Here is a 17,294-nt window from a genome sequence, read left to right as displayed (position 1 = left end):
CGCAAGGCATACCGCTAGTCGATGACAGCGATCAAATCGCCCTTCTGCAGCACGTCGCCCGGCTTGACGTTGATAGAGGAGACCTTACCGTCGCGCTCGGCGACCACCGGGATCTCCATCTTCATCGACTCGAGCAGCACCAGGGTGTCTCCCTCGTGCACCGCGGCGCCCTCCTCGGCGACGATCTCGAAGACCGTGGACACCATCTCCGCGTGCACTTCCTCAGCCATGACACCCTCTCGCTCGAAATCTCCTGCCGGTGGGCAGTCGCGTCACCGGGTACGGCCCGGTGAACCGGTGCCTGTATCCGCTGACGGTACAGCCAAACACACATGGAACAATGTCCGTCGACGAGAAGGGAGAACCCCATGGGTAAGCGTGGTCGTAAGAAGCGTGGCCGCAAGAAGAGCGCAGCCAACCACGGCAAGCGTCCCAACAGCTAGCCGAAACGCGAGAGCGGCACGTCATCGGATGGATGACGTGCCGCTCTGCTTATGCCCGAAAACCCTACGGCTCCTCGACCCGCATCTCGGTGACGCTGATCGAACGCCGGATGTCGATGGTCAGCCGCTCCCGCAGCGAGTCGGGCGCCCGGTCGCCACCGCACTTGCGGTTCAGCAGGGACTTCAGTTTCGCCTCCAGCCCGTAGGCCTCGATACACGGCGAACAGCGGTCCATATGCGCCTTCAGCCGCTCCTTGGTGGCCGCGTCGCATTCACCGTCGAGGATGAGCCAGACATCGGCGAGGACCGCCGTGCAGTCGAGCTCCATGTCGTCGGCGTGGTCGTGCCCGTGCGAGCCCTCGACCGGAGAGCCGCAGCCGTGCGCGGTGCCGGTGGACACGTCCTTCCCCCGTTCCTGCCCGCTGTTCACTGCGTAACCTCCTCACGCGTTCCGTTGCCCGTGGTGCCCGATCGGTCCCGGTCGAATCCGCGCTCGCGCGCGACGTCGGCGAGCAGGCCCTTGAGCTGCCTGCGGCCGCGGTGCAGCCGTGACATGACGGTACCGATCGGGGTACCCATGATGTCGGCGATCTCCTTGTACGGGAAGCCCTCGACGTCGGCGTAGTACACCGCCATCCGGAACTCCTCCGGCAGCTGCTGCAGCGCGGCCTTGATCTCGTCGTCCGGCAGCGCCTCGAGCGCTTCCATCTCGGCCGACCGCAGACCGGTCGACGTGTGCTCGGCGGTGGACGCCAGCTGCCAGTCGGTGATCTCGTCGGTGGGGTACTGCGCGGGCTGCCGCTGCTTCTTGCGGTAGGAGTTGATGTAGGTGTTGGTGAGGATCCGGTACAGCCAGGCCCGCAGGTTGGTGCCCTCGCGGAACGACCGGAAACCCTGGAACGCCTTGGCGAACGTCTCCTGCACCAGGTCTTCGGCATCGGCGGGGTTGCGGGTCATCCGCAGCGCCGCGCCGTACAGCTGGTCCAGCATCGGCAGCGCATCGCGCTGGAACCGGTCCGCGAGTTCCGCGTCGGTCTCCGTACCGGGCTCGCCGGCCCGCTCCTCCAGGTCGGCATCGTCGATACCGTCGTCGGGGCTGTCGTCGCGTGTCACGCCCATCCCTTCACTCGCCGTAAACGGTGAATCTACCGTGGGCGGGTAAAGCGACGGGAGTTCGGTGACCGCACCTGCCAAGTCGTGCAGATCGAGCGGCTTTTCGAGCAGAGCGGGCACCGACCTCTCCTTCGTGTCCTCGGGGGTGTTCGTCCGTACCGCATGCAACATGCGGGCTGCCGCCGCTGTTCCCGGCGGCCGGGATTCGTACGCTGTCGGCATGCCCGCCGCGTCCACTCCCGCCGTCCGCGCACTGACCGTGGCGCAGGTGCCGCATCGCGTGCACGCTTACCGGCATGATCCGAACAACGCCGATTTCGGGGCCGAGGCGGTTGCCGCGCTGGCCGCCGATCCGGCGGACGCGGACCGGATCTTCAAGACCTTGGTGATCGAATTGTCCACGGGCGCATTGGCTGTCGCTGTCGTCCCGGTGCCGCGCCTGCTGTCGTTGAAGGCCGCGGCCGCGGCGCTGGGTGCCCCGAAGGCGGTCATGGCCGACCGGGCGAAGGCCGAGCGGACCACCGGTTATGTGCTGGGCGGTATCTCGCCGCTGGGCCAGAAGCGGCGGCTGCCCACGGTGATCGACGAGTCCGCGCTGGAGTGGCCACGGGTGTTGTGCAGCGCGGGCCGGCGCGGTCTGGAGATCGAGCTGGCGCCACAGGATCTGGTGCGCCTCACCGGCGCGGTGACCGCGGCGGTCGCGCGCGAGGCGTGATCGAGCCGACAACCCGAGCGGAGGCCGCTCCTCCGGAAATATTTGCGATAGACAACTAGTTGGCGTATACAAATACTTGTAGTCCGCAAGTAATTGCGCCGCAGAGGGGGTCACCACCGTGCACGATGCCGACTCGATCGACCTGCTGGGCGAGCAACTGGCTCGCTTCAGCCGCGTCCGAGAGCGGACCACCGCCCAGATCATGGCGGCATCGAAAGGCGAGATCGAACTGGCCAGCTACTCGATCCTGTTCAAGCTGATCCACGACGGGCCCATGCGCTCGGGTGCGCTGGCGGATCTCATGCTCGCCGACGCCTCCACCATCAGCCGGCACGTCGCCGCACTGGTCAAGAAGGGCCTCATCGCCCGCCAGGCCGATCCCGACGACGGCCGCGCCATCGTTCTGGTCGTCACCGACGCCGGCCGCGAACTCACCGCCGAACTCCGGCGCAAACGCAACGCCATGCTCGGGCGAGTGGTCGGGGACTGGACCCCCGATGACCGATCCCAATTCGCCCGGCTCCTCACCCGCTTCGTCGACGGATACGAATCCGCCCGGATCGACATGGTCGCCGAAGCGGCGAAGGGCATGTCCCCCCACCTCTGTAGCCGCCCCGACGGCGAGCAGGAACAGCACCACGCAACGGAGAAACAGTCGTGACAACCACCACCACGTCGGAGCCGCAGCAGCGCGGTTTCACGCACCGGGAGATCCTGGTGATCATGAGCGGCCTCATGCTCGGCATGTTGATGGCCGCTCTCGACCAGACCATCGTGTCCACGTCGATCCGGACCATCGCCGACGATCTCAACGGTTACTCGTTGCAGGCGTGGGTCACCACCGCGTACCTCATCACCTCGACCCTGGCGACGCCCCTCTACGGCAAACTCTCGGACATGTACGGGCGCAAGCCCTTCTACATGGTCGCGATCACGGTCTTCGTCGCCGGCTCACTGCTGTGTTCGTTCGCGACCTCGATGTACGAGCTGGCCGTCTTCCGGGCCGTCCAGGGCATCGGCGCCGGTGGCCTGATGTCGCTGGCGCTCACCATCATGGGTGACATCGTCAGCCCGCGCGAACGCGCCCGCTACCAGGGCTACTTCCTGGCCGTGTTCGGCACCTCGAGTGTGGCCGGCCCGGTGCTGGGCGGCATGTTCGCCGGTCAGGCCGAGATCCTGGGCATCAGCGGCTGGCGCTGGGTCTTCCTGGTCAACGTGCCCGTCGGCATGCTGGCGATCGCCGTGGTGAGCAAGGTGCTGAAGCTGCCGAACACCCACCGCAGCGGCGTACGCATCGACTGGGGTGGGGTGCTGGCGCTGATCATCGGCCTGGTGCCGCTGCTGATCGTGGCCGAGCAGGGTCGCGAGTGGGGCTGGAGCAGCCCGAAGGCGTTGGCCTGCTTCGTGATCGGGGCTCTCGGTGTCGCCGCGTTCATCGGCGTCCAGGCGAAGATGGGCGACGCCGCGCTCATCCCGCTGCGTATCTTCCGCAACAGCACCTTCGCGCTCGGCACCGTGATCTCGTTCGTGGTCGGTACCGCCATGTTCGGCGGAATGAGCCTGCTGCCGCAGTACCTGCAGGTGGTGCGGGGTGCCAGCCCGACCGTCGCCGGCCTGCAGATGCTGCCGATGGTGGTGGGCCTGATGATCGGCTCGGTCTCCTCCGGTCAGATGATCTCGCGCACCGGCCGCTACCGGATCTTCCCGGTCGTGGGCTCGGCACTGATCACGGTCGGCATGTTCCTGCTGCACCTGCTCACCCCCGACACCCACATGTGGCTGGTGATGGTCTTCATGTGGATCACCGGTCTGGGCCTGGGCTGCATCATGCAGCCGATGACGGTGGCCATGCAGAACGCGTTGCCGCCCAAGGACATGGGCGTCTCGACCGCCGCGGCGACGTTCTTCCGGCAGATCGGTGGCACCCTCGGTGTGGCGGTGTTCCTGTCGATCCTGTTCGCGCAGCTGACCCCGAACATCACCGACGAGATGCACGCGGCCGCGAAGAACCCCGAGTACGTGCACTCGCTGGCCACCTCGACCAACCCGGCCGATATGGCGCTGGCGAAGTCGCTCGTGCCGCAGCCGGGCCAGGCGCCCGGGCAGGCCGCCGCGTCGGCCGGGCACGTGCTCAACGACAGCTCGATCATCCAGCAGCTGAGCTCTACCGTGGCACGGCCGTTCAAGGTCGGGTTCGCCGAATCGCTGTCGACGGTGTTCCTGTCCGCCATGGGCGCGGCGGCGCTGGCTTTCGTGCTGGTGCTGTTCTGGAAGGAAGTGCCGCTGCGCGCCGCCGGTGGGCTGCAGGCACAGGACAAGAAGAAAGACGACGAGGAAGAGGAGATCGGCTCGGCCGCGGCCGCGCATCTCGCCTGATCAGGTAACGAAAAGCCCGGCCCGTCCACGACACGCAGATACCACCGGAACCTCACACGGTTCTCTCAGGAAAGTGCGTTTACTGGACGGGCCAGCTTTCGTTCCGACCCCGAGGATGTGATGCGAATGTTCCGATCCCCGCGAGTGCGGACCCTGCTAGTCGCCGGTTGCGCCGGCGTGGCCCTGACCTTCGGCGCCGGGCCGGTGGCCCTCGGCGCACCCGACCCCGCCTATCCGTGGGGCACCCAGTCACCCGGCCAGGCGCCCAAGGACCGGACGCCGGAGAAGGCACAGGGCCTGGCCGGCGGAATCATCGGCACCGTCATCGATCTCGGCACCAACATGCTCAAATGTGGCCTGAACATGGCACTTCCGACGGTCAAGTGCCCCACCCCCTGATCGCCGGCGACCGGGCGGGATCGCTCCCGCCCGGCTCGCGGCCTCACAGCAGGCCGAGCTGCCCGCTCTGTTCGTCCACCCGGCCCAGTAGTTCGGGCCCGTTGTTGCGGACGCTGTTCACCAGCGTCGGCACCGGCCGCGCCACGATGGAGGACACCACCGCCGGATCGGGTGTTGCCAGCAGGCTCGCCGGCGCCGGATGGTCCGGATCCAGCCAGGCCGACCAGTGTTCACGCGGCATCGGCAGCGGCATCCGGTCGTGGATCCGGGTCAACTCCTCCCCCACCGCGTCGGTGGTCAGGATCGTGCACGACAGCAGCGGCGGCCGGTCGGGGGTGGCCGGATCGCGCCACACCGACCACAGGCCGGCCATGAACAGCGTGCCGCCGTCGGCGTCGGACATGTAATACGGCTGCTTGACCGTCTTCCCCGCGCCGGCCGGTTCGGTGAGCCACTCGTACCAGCCGTCCATCGGCACCAGGCAGCGCCGCTTCTTCACCGCGTCCCGGAACGACGCCGTGGTGGCGGCCTTGTCCGCACGGGCGTTGAACAGCGGCTTCCCCTTCGCGGGCAATCCCGGTTCACCGGGTTTGGTCCAGGACGGGACCAGGCCCCAGCGCATCCGGCGCAGCCGTAGGCGCGGGTCGTCGCCGGGGTGGTCGCGGTCGTGGCGTTCCACCACGGTGAGCACCTGGTTGGTGGGAGCGACGTTGTAGTCGGGGGCGCTCACCGCGTCGGCGCCCGCGGCCGCCGGTTCGGGCACGTCGGTCTCGTCGATCGCGTCGAGTTCGGCGGCCAGTCGGCCGGGGTCGACCGTGGTCGCGTATCTGCCGCACATATCTCCATCCCAGCACAGGGGTACGACACAAATCACGTACAAGATTCACGTATAGGCCAGTTGCCTGCCGACCGGCTCGGGGCCGACATGTCCCTCACTCGTGACAAGATGTTCGCGTGAACTTCTGGCCTGCCCCGCACTCCGACCGCCCAGTGGCCGCGACCGTCACCCTGCCCGGGTCGAAGTCCATCACCAACCGGGCCTTGATCCTGGCTGCCCTCGCCGATCGCCCGTCGACCGTCACCGGTGCGCTGCGCAGCCGCGACACCGAGCTGATGATCGCCGCCCTGCGTGCCATGGGCGTCGAGATCAGCGGTGACGGCGAGACTCTCACCGTCACCCCGGCCCAGGAACTGACCAGCGCGAGCATCGACTGCGGCCTGGCCGGCACGGTCATGCGCTTCGTGCCCCCGATCGCCGCGCTGGCCCACGGTGACGTGGCCTTCTTCGGTGACGAGCAGGCCCGCAGCCGCCCGCTGAGCACCGTCCTCGACGCGCTGCGCGCGCTCGGCGTCGACATCGACGGCGGCACACTGCCGTTCGTGGTGCACGGCAACGGCGCGCTCGACGGTGGCGAGGTCGTGATCGACGCCTCCGGTTCGTCGCAGTTCGTGTCCGGGCTGCTGCTGTCGGCGGCCCGGTTCCGCCGCGGCGTGACGGTGCGCCACCAGGGCGGCCGGCTGCCGTCCCAGCCGCACATCGACATGACGGTGCGGATGCTGCGCGAGGCCGACGTCGTGGTGCACACCCCCGCCGGCCCGCAGTCCGAGCAGACCTGGGTGGTGGAGCCGGGCCCGATCCACGGTGTCGACTGGATGGTCGAGCCGGATCTGTCCAACGCCACCCCGTTCCTGGCCGCGGCCGCCGTCACCGGCGGTGTGGTGACCGTGCCGCACTGGCCGTCGCCGACCGACCAGCCGGGCGACGTGATCCGCGAGATCCTGGTCCGGATGGGCGCGGAAGCCCGTCGCGCGCACGGCAAGCTGACCGTCACCGGCCCGAAGCGGTTGCACGGCATCGACATCGATCTGCACGATGTCGGCGAACTCACACCGACCGTGGCAGCCCTTGCGGCACTGGCGGATTCGCCGTCGCGCCTGCGCGGTATCGCGCATCTGCGCGGGCACGAGACCGACCGGCTGGCCGCGCTCGCCACCGAGATCAACCGGCTCGGCGGCAAGGTGACCGAGCTGGACGACGGCCTCGCCATCGACCCGGCGCCGCTGCAGGGCGGGCGCTGGCACTCCTACGCCGACCACCGGATGGCCACCGCGGGTGCCATCATCGGCCTGGCCGTGCCCGGCGTGGAGATCGAGGACATCGGCACCACCGCCAAGACACTGCCGAACTTCGTCGAACTGTGGGAGGCCATGCTCGCCGCGGACTCCACCGGAGCCGCGTCCTGAAACGGCGCGAATACGACGAGTCCGACGTCCGGGTCCGACCCGGGCGCCGCGGCTCCCGTCCCCGCACCAAGAACCGGCCCGAACATCTCGACGCGCAGAGCGCGATGGTCACCGCGGTCGACCGCGGCCGCTGGGGATGTGTGCTGGACGGCGACCCGGACCGCCGGATCGTGGCCATGCGGGCCCGGGAGCTGGGCCGCACGCCGATCGTCGTGGGCGATCAGGTGGACGTGGTCGGTGATCTGACGGGCAAGCCGGACTCGCTGGCCCGCATCGTGCGGGTGGCCGAGCGCACGACCGTGCTGCGGCGGACCGCCGACGACACCGACCCGTTCGAGCGGGTGGTGGTCGCGAACGCCGAGCAGCTGTTCATCGTGGTGGCGCTCGCCGACCCGCCCCCGCGCACCGGTTTCGTCGAGCGCGCGATGGTGGCCGCCTACGTCGGCGGCCTGCGGCCCGTGCTGTGCCTGACCAAGGACGACCTGGTGGCCGGTTCGGATTTCGCGGCCGAGTTCGCCGATCTGGACCTGACCATCGTGCACGGGGGTCGCGACGACCCGCTGGAACCGGTGCGGGAGCTGCTGCACGACTCACTGTCCTGCCTGATCGGTCATTCCGGGGTCGGCAAATCCACCCTGGTGAACCGCCTGGTCCCGGACGCGCTGCGGGCCACGGGCGAGGTCTCGGGCGTCGGCAAGGGCCGGCACACCTCCACCCAGTCGGTGGCGTTCCCGCTGCCCGATGGGGGCTGGATCATCGACACCCCGGGTGTGCGCTCGTTCGGTCTCGCCCACATCACGCCCGACGACGTGATCATGGCCTTCGCCGACCTGGCCGAGGCCATCGACGACTGCCCGCGCGGCTGCACCCACCTGGGCCCGCCGGCCGACCCGGAGTGCGCGCTGGACGGCCTGGAGGGGCGGCAGCGGCGGGTCGAGGCGGTCCGGCTGCTGCTGGTCGCGCTCAAATCCAACGATCCGTGGATGACCGGACACTCCTGACGCGGTCGCTGTCCAGTCCCCCGATCGACAGTCGACGGCTGCGTCGGATGGGCCGACACGGGAGCGTTACGAACGCCCTTCGAAGCACGCCTGCCGCGCCCCCGCAGACGCCGTTTTGCGGCAGGATTTTGCTCCAATCGTGATGTTGAAACATCTTTTTAGGTGATCCGAGTCACTCTGTAACGCTCATAAGAGCCCCCGGTAGCGACCAGGAGTTTGTTTTATTCGGAAGTAGCTGGGGGGTTTCCCTGCTCTTCGAACGGTGTTCGTTCACCTTCTGTTAACCTTCGGTGACCAACCTGTGATCTGTTGCCCCAACGGACAACGTTCGAAACAACGAGGAGTCGCTGAAGCAATGCGGAACACAGCCCGGAACGCAACGCCGCGAGGCGCCGCAGTCTCCGGTGCGCCCTCCGCAACGGCCGCGCACGCATCCAGCTGCGCCGCCGAACGACCCGGCAACTACTGAGTCCGGGCCCAGGGGAAATTTTCCACCCCTGCCAGCTCCGAACAATACATCCCAGCGCATCCGGCACATACCGGAGGTGAGCGCCGCTGTGCGCGCACCAGGAGTTTGTGTTCTCGCGCCGGCCGTCCGGCCGCAACATCAAGAAAGCGTTTATCTCTCATGGCGAATGCCCGTTCCACCACCCGAAAAACCTCGCGTCGCGCCGGCAAGGCCACGATGGCGACCGCCGCCCTGGCCGCTCTGGCCACGGTCGGCGTGGCGGGTGCTCAGCACAACTCCTCCTCGTCGCAGCAGGTCGCGTCCGCTTCGAAGATCTCGGTCGGCGCCGCCGCGACGATCGCGCCGAAGGACGCGCCGAAGCAGCAGGTCGCCCTGGCCGCCGACGTCCACAAGCAGGCCGCCCCGGCGCAGGACGCCGCGCAGCCGGTCGTCCCGCCGATGGCGCCCGCCCCGGCCCCGGCCCCCGCTCCCGCCCCGGCCCCCGAGGCGCCCCAGTACGCGGACAACCTGGACGGCTGGATCCGGCACTCGCTCGACATCCTGGGTGCCCACGGCATCCCGGCCAGCTACGACGGCATCTACCGCAACATCATCCGTGAGTCCTCGGGTGACACGCAGGCCATCAACCTCTACGACATCAACGCCATGAACGGCATCCCGTCGAAGGGCCTGCTGCAGGTCATCGACCCGACGTTCAACGCGTACCACGTCGACGGCACCTCCTGGAACATCTGGGACCCGGTCGCCAACATCACCGCGGCCTGCAACTACGCCGCCGCGCGCTACGGCTCGATGGACAACGTCTACTCGGCCTACTGACCCGGTCGTACTCGACCCCCCTGCCGGGATACGGCGCGGCGCGGCAACCCATGCCGCGCCGTATCTCGTTGGACACCAGAACAATTCGGCCTATCAGAGCGAACGAGGAGGTCCGCCGTGCACGAGCACACCGACGGTGAGATCCAGGGCCGCCCCTGCCGCCCCCAGCTGCGCTCGCCCGGCAGCACTCCCCCGGCCCGCGCCGCCGACCCGGCGCCGCCGCGGTCGCGGGAATGCCATCCCGATTTCGGCGCCCGCCTCGGCCGCAGCTTCGACGACGGCGGCGTAGACCTGCTCTCCGCGCTGATCGAACTGCTGACCGGAATCTGGAATCCGGACGAGGAAGTCCTCGAAGCTCCCCGCCCCCTCGAGGGCACCCGCCTGCGCCCGCGCATCGTCGCCAAGCAGGTCATCCACGGAAGCAACCCTTCCTGACCGGTCGGATCGTGTGCCACACGCCGTCATCTGCCTCGGCCTACCGGCCGAAACCTTGAGAAAGCGAAAGACGCGCCCAGAAAGCGAAACCCATGTCGAGTACCCAGACCCCGGTTCGGAAGTCCATCAAGCGTGATGCCGCCCTGGCGGCCGGCTTCGCGCTGACCGCGCTCGTGACCGTCGGCGTCGTCGGCGCGCACGGCGAGCCGGCCGCGCCGCAGATCGAGCCGGTGGCGATGTCCTCCAGCACGGCGCCGCAGTACCCGAACAACCTCGACGGGTGGATCCGGCACTCGCTGGACATCCTGCACGCCAAGGGGATTCCGGCCAGCTACGACGGCATCCACCGCAACGTCATCCGGGAGTCCTCGGGCGACACCCGGGCGATCAACCTGTACGACATCAACGCGCAGAACGGCATCCCGTCGAAGGGCTTGCTGCAGGTGATCGACCCGACGTTCAAGGCCTACCACGTCGACGGCACCTCGTGGGACATCTGGGACCCGGTCGCCAACATCACCGCCGCGTGCAACTACGCCCACGCCCGCTACGGCTCGATGGACAACGTCAACTCGGCCTACTGACCCCTCTCGTTCTCTTTCCCCCTGCCGACACGGCCCCGAATGGATTCCCGCACAAGGGATTTCATCTCGGGGCCGCTGTCGTTCGCCGTACCGGTCACCCGACGTGGACCCCACGCGCGTCGGCCACGCGAGGTCGCCGACACTGCGCCGGCACCGCGAAACGACCACCGGCGGTCGCGGGCACGCCGATCCGCGCTCATCGCAAATCCGGCTGCCGAGTTGTAGCGTCCGCTGTGCCGCAACCGTATCGGGAGGAGATCGTCGTGCTGATCGATCTGACCGGAAAGACCGCACTCGTGACCGGCTCCACCCAGGGCATCGGGCTGGCGATCGCCGATCGCCTGGCCGACAGCGGCGCCCGCGTGATCGTCAACGGCCGCACCGCCGAACGCGTCGACCGGGCCGTCGCCGATCTGCGTAGCACCGGCGCCGACGTCGCCGGGATCACCGCGGACGTCACGACCGAAGCCGGCGTCGCCGACCTGGTGCGCGAATTCCCCGCCGTGGACATCCTGGTCAACAACCTCGGCATCTTCGGCGCGGTACCCGCGCAGGAGATCACCGACGACCAGTGGCGGTCGATGTTCGAGGTCAATGTGCTGGCGGCGGCCCGGCTCATCCGCACCTACCTGCCCGGCATGATCGGGCGCGGTTGGGGCCGGGCGATCCAGATCGCCAGCGACTCGGCGGTGGTGATCCCAGTCGAGATGATCCACTACGGCGTATCGAAGACCGCGCTGCTGGCCGTGTCCCGCGGTTTCGCCAAGGAGGCCGCCGGTACCGGTGTCACCGTCAACTCGGTGATCGCCGGGCCGACCCACACCGGCGGCGTCGAGGATTTCGTCTACCAGCTCGTCGACCGTTCGCTGCCCTGGGACGAAGCGCAACGCGAATTCATGCGCACACACCGCCCGCAGTCGCTGATCCAGCGCCTGATCGAACCCGAGGAGATCGCCGACCTGGTCGTCTACCTCAGCTCACCCCAGGCCTCCGCCACCACCGGCGGCGCGCTGCGCGTCGACGGCGGCTATGTCGACTCGATCCTGCCCTGACCGCGAGGTGAGCGGAAACGACTGCGCCGCACCCCGATTCGGGGTGCGGCGCAGTCGTGGTACCGGGGACTACCGGCGGCGGCGGTCGCGGCGGTTACCGCCCTCGTCGCCGTACTCCTGACGGTCGTTGCGGACCGCGGCCTGGCCGCCCTCGTCCGGACCCGAGTAGGAGAACCCGGCCGGCTGCGGGCTGCTGTTCAGACCGCGCCCCTGCAACGCACCGTTGGCGGGCGCGTCCTGCGGGGTGGTGCGGCCGACCGGCGACTGCAGGCCCGGCGCCACCTGGACGCCCTCGGGCTGCGGCGGCTGGACCTCGACCTGCAGGTTGAACAGGAAGCCGACCGACTCCTCCTTCAACCCGTCGAGCATGCCGGCGAACATATCGAAGCCCTCACGCTGGTACTCGACCAGCGGGTCGCGCTGCGCCATCGCCCGCAGGCCGATGCCTTCCTTGAGGTAGTCCATTTCGTAGAGGTGCTCGCGCCACTTGCGGTCCAGCACGCTCAGCAGCACCTGACGCTCCAGGTTGCGCATGCTGCCCGGCCCGGCCAGCCCGTCGATCTCGGCTTCCCGTGCGGCATAAGCCTTGTGGGCGTCGTCGAGGATGGCCTCGGCCAGCTCGTGCTTGGACAGGTCGCCGATCTCGCCGTTCTTCTTCTCGCCGGTGAGTTCGCGGTAGTCGATGCTGACCGGGTACAGCGTCTTGAGCGCTCCCCACAGCTTGGCCAGGTCCCAGTCCTCGACATAACCCTCGGCGGTGGCGCCGTCGACGTAGGCGTTGACCACGTCGGAGATCATGTTCTGGACCTGGCCCTCCATGTCCTCACCGGCCAGGATGCGCTGGCGCTCGTCGTAGATGACGGTGCGCTGCTGGTTCATCACCTCGTCGTACTTCAGCACGTTCTTGCGGATCTCGAAGTTCTGCTGCTCGACCTGGGTCTGCGCGCCCTTGATGGCCCGCGACACCATCCCGGCCTCGATCGGCACGTCGTCGGGCAGGTTCAACCGGGTCATGATCGACTCCAGCGCGGCACCGTTGAAGCGCCGCATGAGCTCGTCACCCAGCGACAGGTAGAACCGGGACTCGCCCGGGTCGCCCTGACGGCCGGAACGACCGCGCAGCTGGTTGTCGATACGCCGCGACTCGTGCCGCTCGGTGCCCAGCACGTACAGGCCGCCGGCCTCGCGGACCGACTCCCCGTCCTCCTCGACCTGCGCCTTAACCTGGGTCAGCATCGGCATCCACGCCGCCTGGTACTCGTCCGGGGTCTCCACCGGGTCGAGCCCGCGCTGGCGCAGCGCCAGGTCGGCGATGATGTCGGGGTTACCACCCAGCACGATGTCGGTACCACGACCGGCCATGTTGGTGGCGACGGTGACCGCGCCGGGGCGGCCGGCGGTGGCCACGATCTCGGCTTCCTTGTCGTGGAACTTGGCGTTCAGCACGTTGTGCGGGATACCGCGCTTGGTGAGCAGCTTGGACAGATACTCCGAGCGCTCGACCGAGGTGGTGCCGACCAGCACCGGCTGGCCCTTCTCGTGCTTCTCGGCGATGTCGTCGGCGACCGCCGCGAACTTCGCCTCCTCGGTCTTGTAGATCAGGTCCGCCTGGTCGACGCGCTGCATCGGCCGGTTGGTCGGGATCGGCACCACGCCCAGGCTGTAGGTCTGGTGCAGCTCGGCCGCCTCGGTCTCGGCGGTACCGGTCATGCCGGACAGCTTGTCGTAGAGGCGGAAGTAGTTCTGCAGCGTGATCGTGGCCAGGGTCTGGTTCTCCGGCTGGATCTCGACGCCTTCCTTGGCCTCGATCGCCTGGTGCATGCCCTCGTTGTAGCGGCGCCCCACCAGGATTCGGCCGGTGAACTCGTCGACGATGATCACTTCGCCGTTGCGGACGATGTAGTCCTTGTCGCGGGCGAACAGCTCCTTGGCCTTGATCGCGTTCATCAGGTAGCTGATCAGCGGCGAGTTCGCGGTCTCGTACAGGTTGTCGATGCCGAGCTGGTCCTCGACGAAGTCGACACCGGCCTCGTGGATACCCACGGTGCGCTTCTTGATGTCGACCTCGTAGTGCAGGTCCTTCTTCAACAGCGGTGCGATGCGCGCGAATTCGGCGTACCACTTCGAGGAAGCGTCGGCCGGGCCGGAGATGATCAGCGGGGTGCGGGCCTCGTCGATGAGGATCGAGTCGACCTCGTCGACGATGGCGAAGTTGTGCCCGCGCTGGACCAGGTCGTCCAGCGAGTGGGTCATGTTGTCGCGCAGGTAGTCGAAGCCGAACTCGTTGTTGGTGCCGTAGGTGATGTCGGAGCCGTAGGCGACGCGGCGCTCGGCCGGGCTCATCCCACCGAGGATCGAGCCGACGCTCAGACCGAGGAAGCGGTGCACACGGCCCATCCACTCCGCGTCGCGCTTGGCCAGATAGTCGTTGACGGTGACCACGTGCACGCCGTCGCCGGAGATGGCGTTCAGGTACGCGGGGAGCACACAGGTCAGGGTCTTGCCCTCACCGGTCTTCATCTCCGCGACATTGCCGATGTGCAGGGCGGCGCCACCCATGATCTGCACCTTGTAGTGCTTCTGGCCGAGCACGCGCCAGGACGCCTCGCGCGCGGTGGCGAAGGCCTCCAGCAGCAGCTCGTCCAGCGATTCGCCGTCGGCGTAGCGCGCCTTGAACTCGTCGGTCTTGGCGATGAGCTCGGCGTCCGACAGCGCCGCGTACTCGTCGTCGAGGGCGATGACCTCGTCGGCCAGATGCGCGAGCCGCTTGACGGTGCGACCCTCACCAAAACGTAGCAACCTCGACAGTGTCAGCGCAGGCACGGGTCTCGTCAGTCCTCTGGTCGGTGGTGGTCGAACTTGTTGTCCATCCTAATGTCGCCACCATGGTAGGCGCGGGGGACTACCACATGGCCAGGAGTGCCCGCACATCTCGTTCACCGCAAGCGCAACGCGGTCAGCCGATGCCCGCCGCGACGGGCCACGATGCGCCCGGCGAGCGCGAACCGGCGGCCACCGCGCTCGTAACTCCCGCACACCTCGCAGACCCCTACCGCCACGGGCAGCACCCGCACCCCGGCCAATTGGGCCGGCCCGAGCCGCCGGGCCGGTGCTCCGGTACGCAGCAGTGTCTCCAGCGCCGCGACCACGGTGGGTTCGGCCAGCGGGCGCAACTGCGGTGCCGGGCGGCGGCCGTCGAGGACCTCCAGCACCATGCGCAGCGACCGCTCGGCGAATGCGATTGCTGCGGCGTCCGATTCGACGCCGTTGCCGTACGATGAGGAACGACCGTCGTGTGGCGTCCGGCGCCGCGTGGTAACCGCGTGCCGGCGGCCCGTACCGCTGCGGTCGAGCAGCGCTGCTCCGGGTGTCGTATCCGTTCCGGCCCGGGTCAGGGGTGGCTCGCAACTGGGTGCCGGCGACAACGACCGGCGCGTTCCGCCGCCGCGTTCGGACATGACAACCCCCTGCTCTCGGCTTTCTCCCGGGTCTCGATCGGCCCGAGCATGGCACGCCGGGCACCACGCGCGCAGCTCCCACCTGCGGTATCGGGCCAAAAGTCGCGCCGCGACGGCCACGCGGCCGCGCGGACCGCACAATAGCGAGATATCGGAAGGAGTACCGGCCAGCGTGATCATGAGACTCACACCGCAGGACGCGGCGTTCTACCGGCTCGAGTCGAGCAGCAATCCGATGCACATCGGTGCGCTGGCGATCGTGGGTGATCCCGAACCCGGCGCCGAAGGTCACGCACTGGACTACGACACCCTCGTCGACTTGGTCGAGAGCCGGTTGCCGCTGGTTCCCCGGTACCGCCGCAAGGTCCGTGAGATCCCGTTCATGTTGGGCCGCCCGGTCTGGGTGGAGGACAGCCGGTTCGACATCACCTATCACGTGCGCCGGTCCGCGCTGCCCGCCCCGGGTTCCGACGCACAGTTGCAGGAGCTGGTGGCGCGGCTGGCGTCGCGGCCGCTGGATCACACCCGGCCGCTGTGGGAGATGTATCTGATCGAGGGCCTGTCCGGTGGCCGGCGGGCGGTGTTCACCAAGTCGCATTCGGCGCTGGTGGACGGTGACGCCGCGCTCGAGATCGGTCATGTGATCCTGGACACATCACCCCAGCCGCGCATCGTGGCCACCGATTCCTGGACCGCGCACAAGGAACCCAGCGAGGTCGAACTGCTCGGCGGCGCCCTGCTCTACCTGGCCTCGCAACCCCGCGAAGCCGTCGACGTACTGCGCCGGGCCGGCACCAGCGCCTCCGCCATCGCCGGCGCCACCGGCAAGGTCGTCGAATCGGTGGTCTCGGCCGTGCGCAGCGCGACCCTCGGCGCACCGGACAGCACGCTCAACGCGCCCACCTCACGCAACCGCCGGTTCGACGTCGTGCGCACCGATCTCGACGACTACCGCCGGATCCGGCGCTGCTTCGACTGCTCCATCAACGACGCCATCCTCGCGGTGACCACCGGCGCGCTGCGCAACTTCCTGCAGGCACGCGGCGAAGTGCTCACCCAGTCGTCGGTGCTGCGGGCCGTGGTCCCGATGTCGGTGTACGTGGAGAGCCCGAACGGCGACCAGCTCACCGCGCCCAGCGAGGTGTCCTCGTTCCTCATCGATCTGCCGGTGGGCGAACCGAATCCGGTGCTGCGGCTCTCCCACATCAAGCACGCCAACGCCGAGCAGACCCGGCACCGCCGCAGCGTGCAGGCGCGCACCCTCGTGCACATGGCCGGATTCGCACCGGCGAGCCTGCACGCCATGAGCATGCGCGCGGCGAGTACCTTCGCAGAACACACGTTCAATCTGGTGATCACCAACGCTCCGGGCCCACAACAGCCGATGTACATCGGCGGGGCGCGCATGCTGGAGATGTACCCGGTGTCACCGCTACTGCGCAACCAGACCTCGAGCATCGGCATCACGTCCTACGACGGACAGGTGTTCTACGGGCTCAACGCCGATCGCGACGGCCTGTCCGACGTGGGCGTGCTGGCGGCGGCGGTACACGAATCGATGGAGGAGATGCTCGGTGCCTGCAGCCAGTGAATCGTCCGGCAAGATGCGCGTCTACGTTCCGGCGACGGTACCGATGCTGCGCGGCCTGGTCGACCACCGCGAGATCCGCGCCATGAACGACACCGCGTTCGCGGTGACCCCGGCGCTGCGCGAGGCGTACGCGGCCGGCGACGACGACGAACTGTCCGAGGTCGCCATGGCCGAAGCCGCGCGCGCGTCGCTGCGGCTGCTGGCCGACGAGCGCGAGCAGGCGCTGCGGTCCGGCGACGGCGACACCCCCGCCGAGGCGCCCGAGCCCGATCCGGACGCGCCCGCGCCGCCGGACACCTATCAGGCGCCGGTGTACCGCCGTGCGGTGATCGCCGCCGACGTCACCGGCGTGACGCTGCGGCCCGATCTCGACGACGCCGTGGTGCGGCTGTCGGCGCCGATCACCTTCCGGCAACTCGCCTCGGTGCACGTGGATCTCGCCGATGCCGAACCGGCCGTGGCGAAGGCGGTCGACGTGATCGACGAGGCCGATCTGGGCGACCCGGATGCCGAGTTCGTCCTGGGTGACGCCGAGGACCATCAGCTCGCCTGGTATGCCCCGCAGGAGCTCGCATTCCTGCTCGACCTGCTCTGA

The 17,294-nt window shown here is 68.5% G+C and carries 19 protein-coding genes; 13 read left to right on the top strand and 6 right to left on the bottom strand.

The window, feature by feature from the left end:
• Positions 1–14: 14 nt before the first annotated feature.
• On the bottom strand, positions 15–230 hold the full coding sequence (locus EBN03_RS02185) for a biotin/lipoyl-binding carrier protein (protein WP_122186112.1): 216 nt from the start codon (positions 228–230) through the stop codon (positions 15–17).
• A 138-nt stretch (positions 231–368) separates the two neighbouring features.
• On the opposite strand from EBN03_RS02185, the gene EBN03_RS35725 reads away from it, so the two are divergent.
• On the top strand, positions 369–443 hold the full coding sequence (locus EBN03_RS35725) for a 50S ribosomal protein bL37 (protein ID WP_379200796.1): 75 nt from the start codon (positions 369–371) through the stop codon (positions 441–443).
• A 64-nt stretch (positions 444–507) separates the two neighbouring features.
• On the opposite strand, the gene rsrA is transcribed toward EBN03_RS35725, so the two are convergent.
• Both rsrA and EBN03_RS02175 read right to left on the bottom strand, forming a co-directional pair.
• Positions 508–873 (bottom strand): mycothiol system anti-sigma-R factor, encoded by a 366-nt coding sequence (gene rsrA / locus EBN03_RS02180; protein WP_407671068.1) that lies wholly within the window; start codon positions 871–873, stop codon positions 508–510.
• Positions 870–1,562, bottom strand: a complete 693-nt coding sequence (locus tag EBN03_RS02175) for a sigma-70 family RNA polymerase sigma factor (protein ID WP_233608053.1) — start codon at positions 1,560–1,562, stop codon at positions 870–872. The genes rsrA and EBN03_RS02175 overlap by 4 nt, the downstream gene beginning before the upstream one ends.
• 214 nt (positions 1,563–1,776) lie before the next feature.
• On the opposite strand from EBN03_RS02175, the gene ybaK reads away from it, so the two are divergent.
• The 4 genes from ybaK (at position 1,777) to EBN03_RS02155 (ending at position 5,046) form a co-directional block, all read left to right on the top strand.
• Positions 1,777–2,271, top strand: coding sequence for a Cys-tRNA(Pro) deacylase (ybaK, locus tag EBN03_RS02170; RefSeq protein ID WP_122186744.1), 495 nt, complete (start codon positions 1,777–1,779; stop codon positions 2,269–2,271).
• Between the two features lie 118 nt (positions 2,272–2,389).
• Positions 2,390–2,932 carry a MarR family winged helix-turn-helix transcriptional regulator gene (locus tag EBN03_RS02165; RefSeq protein ID WP_122186111.1) on the top strand — a complete coding sequence of 181 codons (543 nt, stop codon included), beginning with the start codon at positions 2,390–2,392 and terminating at the stop codon, positions 2,930–2,932.
• Between the two features lie 62 nt (positions 2,933–2,994).
• On the top strand, positions 2,995–4,647 hold the full coding sequence (locus tag EBN03_RS02160) for an MDR family MFS transporter (protein WP_122186743.1): 1,653 nt from the start codon (positions 2,995–2,997) through the stop codon (positions 4,645–4,647).
• A gap of 144 nt (positions 4,648–4,791) precedes the next feature.
• Complete coding sequence (locus EBN03_RS02155) at positions 4,792–5,046, top strand: hypothetical protein (protein WP_122186110.1); 255 nt, start codon at positions 4,792–4,794, stop codon at positions 5,044–5,046.
• 43 nt (positions 5,047–5,089) lie between these two features.
• On the opposite strand, the gene EBN03_RS02150 is transcribed toward EBN03_RS02155, so the two are convergent.
• A complete protein-coding gene (locus tag EBN03_RS02150; RefSeq protein ID WP_122186109.1) occupies positions 5,090–5,884 on the bottom strand; it encodes an SOS response-associated peptidase in 795 nt (264 codons plus the stop codon).
• Between the two features lie 116 nt (positions 5,885–6,000).
• Between EBN03_RS02150 and aroA the strand changes: the two genes are divergently transcribed.
• From aroA to EBN03_RS02120, 6 genes are all read left to right on the top strand, one after another.
• On the top strand, positions 6,001–7,290 hold the full coding sequence (gene aroA, locus EBN03_RS02145; protein ID WP_122186108.1) for a 3-phosphoshikimate 1-carboxyvinyltransferase: 1,290 nt from the start codon (positions 6,001–6,003) through the stop codon (positions 7,288–7,290).
• Positions 7,245–8,291, top strand: coding sequence for a ribosome small subunit-dependent GTPase A (gene rsgA / locus EBN03_RS02140; RefSeq protein ID WP_233608051.1), 1,047 nt, complete (start codon positions 7,245–7,247; stop codon positions 8,289–8,291). The genes aroA and rsgA overlap by 46 nt, the downstream gene beginning before the upstream one ends.
• Positions 8,292–8,919: 628 nt before the next feature.
• Positions 8,920–9,579 carry a transglycosylase SLT domain-containing protein gene (locus tag EBN03_RS02135; protein ID WP_122186107.1) on the top strand — a complete coding sequence of 220 codons (660 nt, stop codon included), beginning with the start codon at positions 8,920–8,922 and terminating at the stop codon, positions 9,577–9,579.
• 117 nt (positions 9,580–9,696) lie between these two features.
• Positions 9,697–10,014 carry a hypothetical protein gene (locus EBN03_RS02130; protein WP_122186106.1) on the top strand — a complete coding sequence of 106 codons (318 nt, stop codon included), beginning with the start codon at positions 9,697–9,699 and terminating at the stop codon, positions 10,012–10,014.
• A 92-nt stretch (positions 10,015–10,106) separates the two neighbouring features.
• Positions 10,107–10,598, top strand: coding sequence for a transglycosylase SLT domain-containing protein (locus tag EBN03_RS02125; RefSeq protein ID WP_122186105.1), 492 nt, complete (start codon positions 10,107–10,109; stop codon positions 10,596–10,598).
• A 263-nt stretch (positions 10,599–10,861) separates the two neighbouring features.
• A complete protein-coding gene (locus EBN03_RS02120; RefSeq protein WP_122186741.1) occupies positions 10,862–11,650 on the top strand; it encodes an SDR family NAD(P)-dependent oxidoreductase in 789 nt (262 codons plus the stop codon).
• A gap of 69 nt (positions 11,651–11,719) precedes the next feature.
• On the opposite strand, the gene secA is transcribed toward EBN03_RS02120, so the two are convergent.
• Entirely contained in the window at positions 11,720–14,473 is a 2,754-nt protein-coding gene (secA, locus tag EBN03_RS02115) for a preprotein translocase subunit SecA (RefSeq protein ID WP_122186104.1), read from the bottom strand.
• A 113-nt stretch (positions 14,474–14,586) separates the two neighbouring features.
• Positions 14,587–15,108 carry an Rv3235 family protein gene (locus EBN03_RS02110; protein ID WP_122186103.1) on the bottom strand — a complete coding sequence of 174 codons (522 nt, stop codon included), beginning with the start codon at positions 15,106–15,108 and terminating at the stop codon, positions 14,587–14,589.
• Between the two features lie 172 nt (positions 15,109–15,280).
• Here EBN03_RS02110 and EBN03_RS02105 point away from each other — a divergent pair, with 172 nt between their 5' ends.
• The gene (locus tag EBN03_RS02105; RefSeq protein ID WP_122186102.1) at positions 15,281–16,699 is read left to right on the top strand and encodes a WS/DGAT/MGAT family O-acyltransferase; all 1,419 of its coding nucleotides are present in this window, start codon (positions 15,281–15,283) and stop codon (positions 16,697–16,699) included.
• Positions 16,700–16,712: 13 nt separating this feature from the next.
• Entirely contained in the window at positions 16,713–17,294 is a 582-nt protein-coding gene (locus EBN03_RS02100; RefSeq protein WP_122186740.1) for a DUF6912 family protein, read from the top strand.

Origin of the sequence: Nocardia stercoris, from assembly GCF_003696265.1 — a bacterium.
Lineage (GTDB): Bacteria > Actinomycetota > Actinomycetes > Mycobacteriales > Mycobacteriaceae > Nocardia > Nocardia stercoris.
Note: the sequence above shows the minus strand (reverse complement) of the source record. Positions and strands in the feature narration are given on the sequence as shown.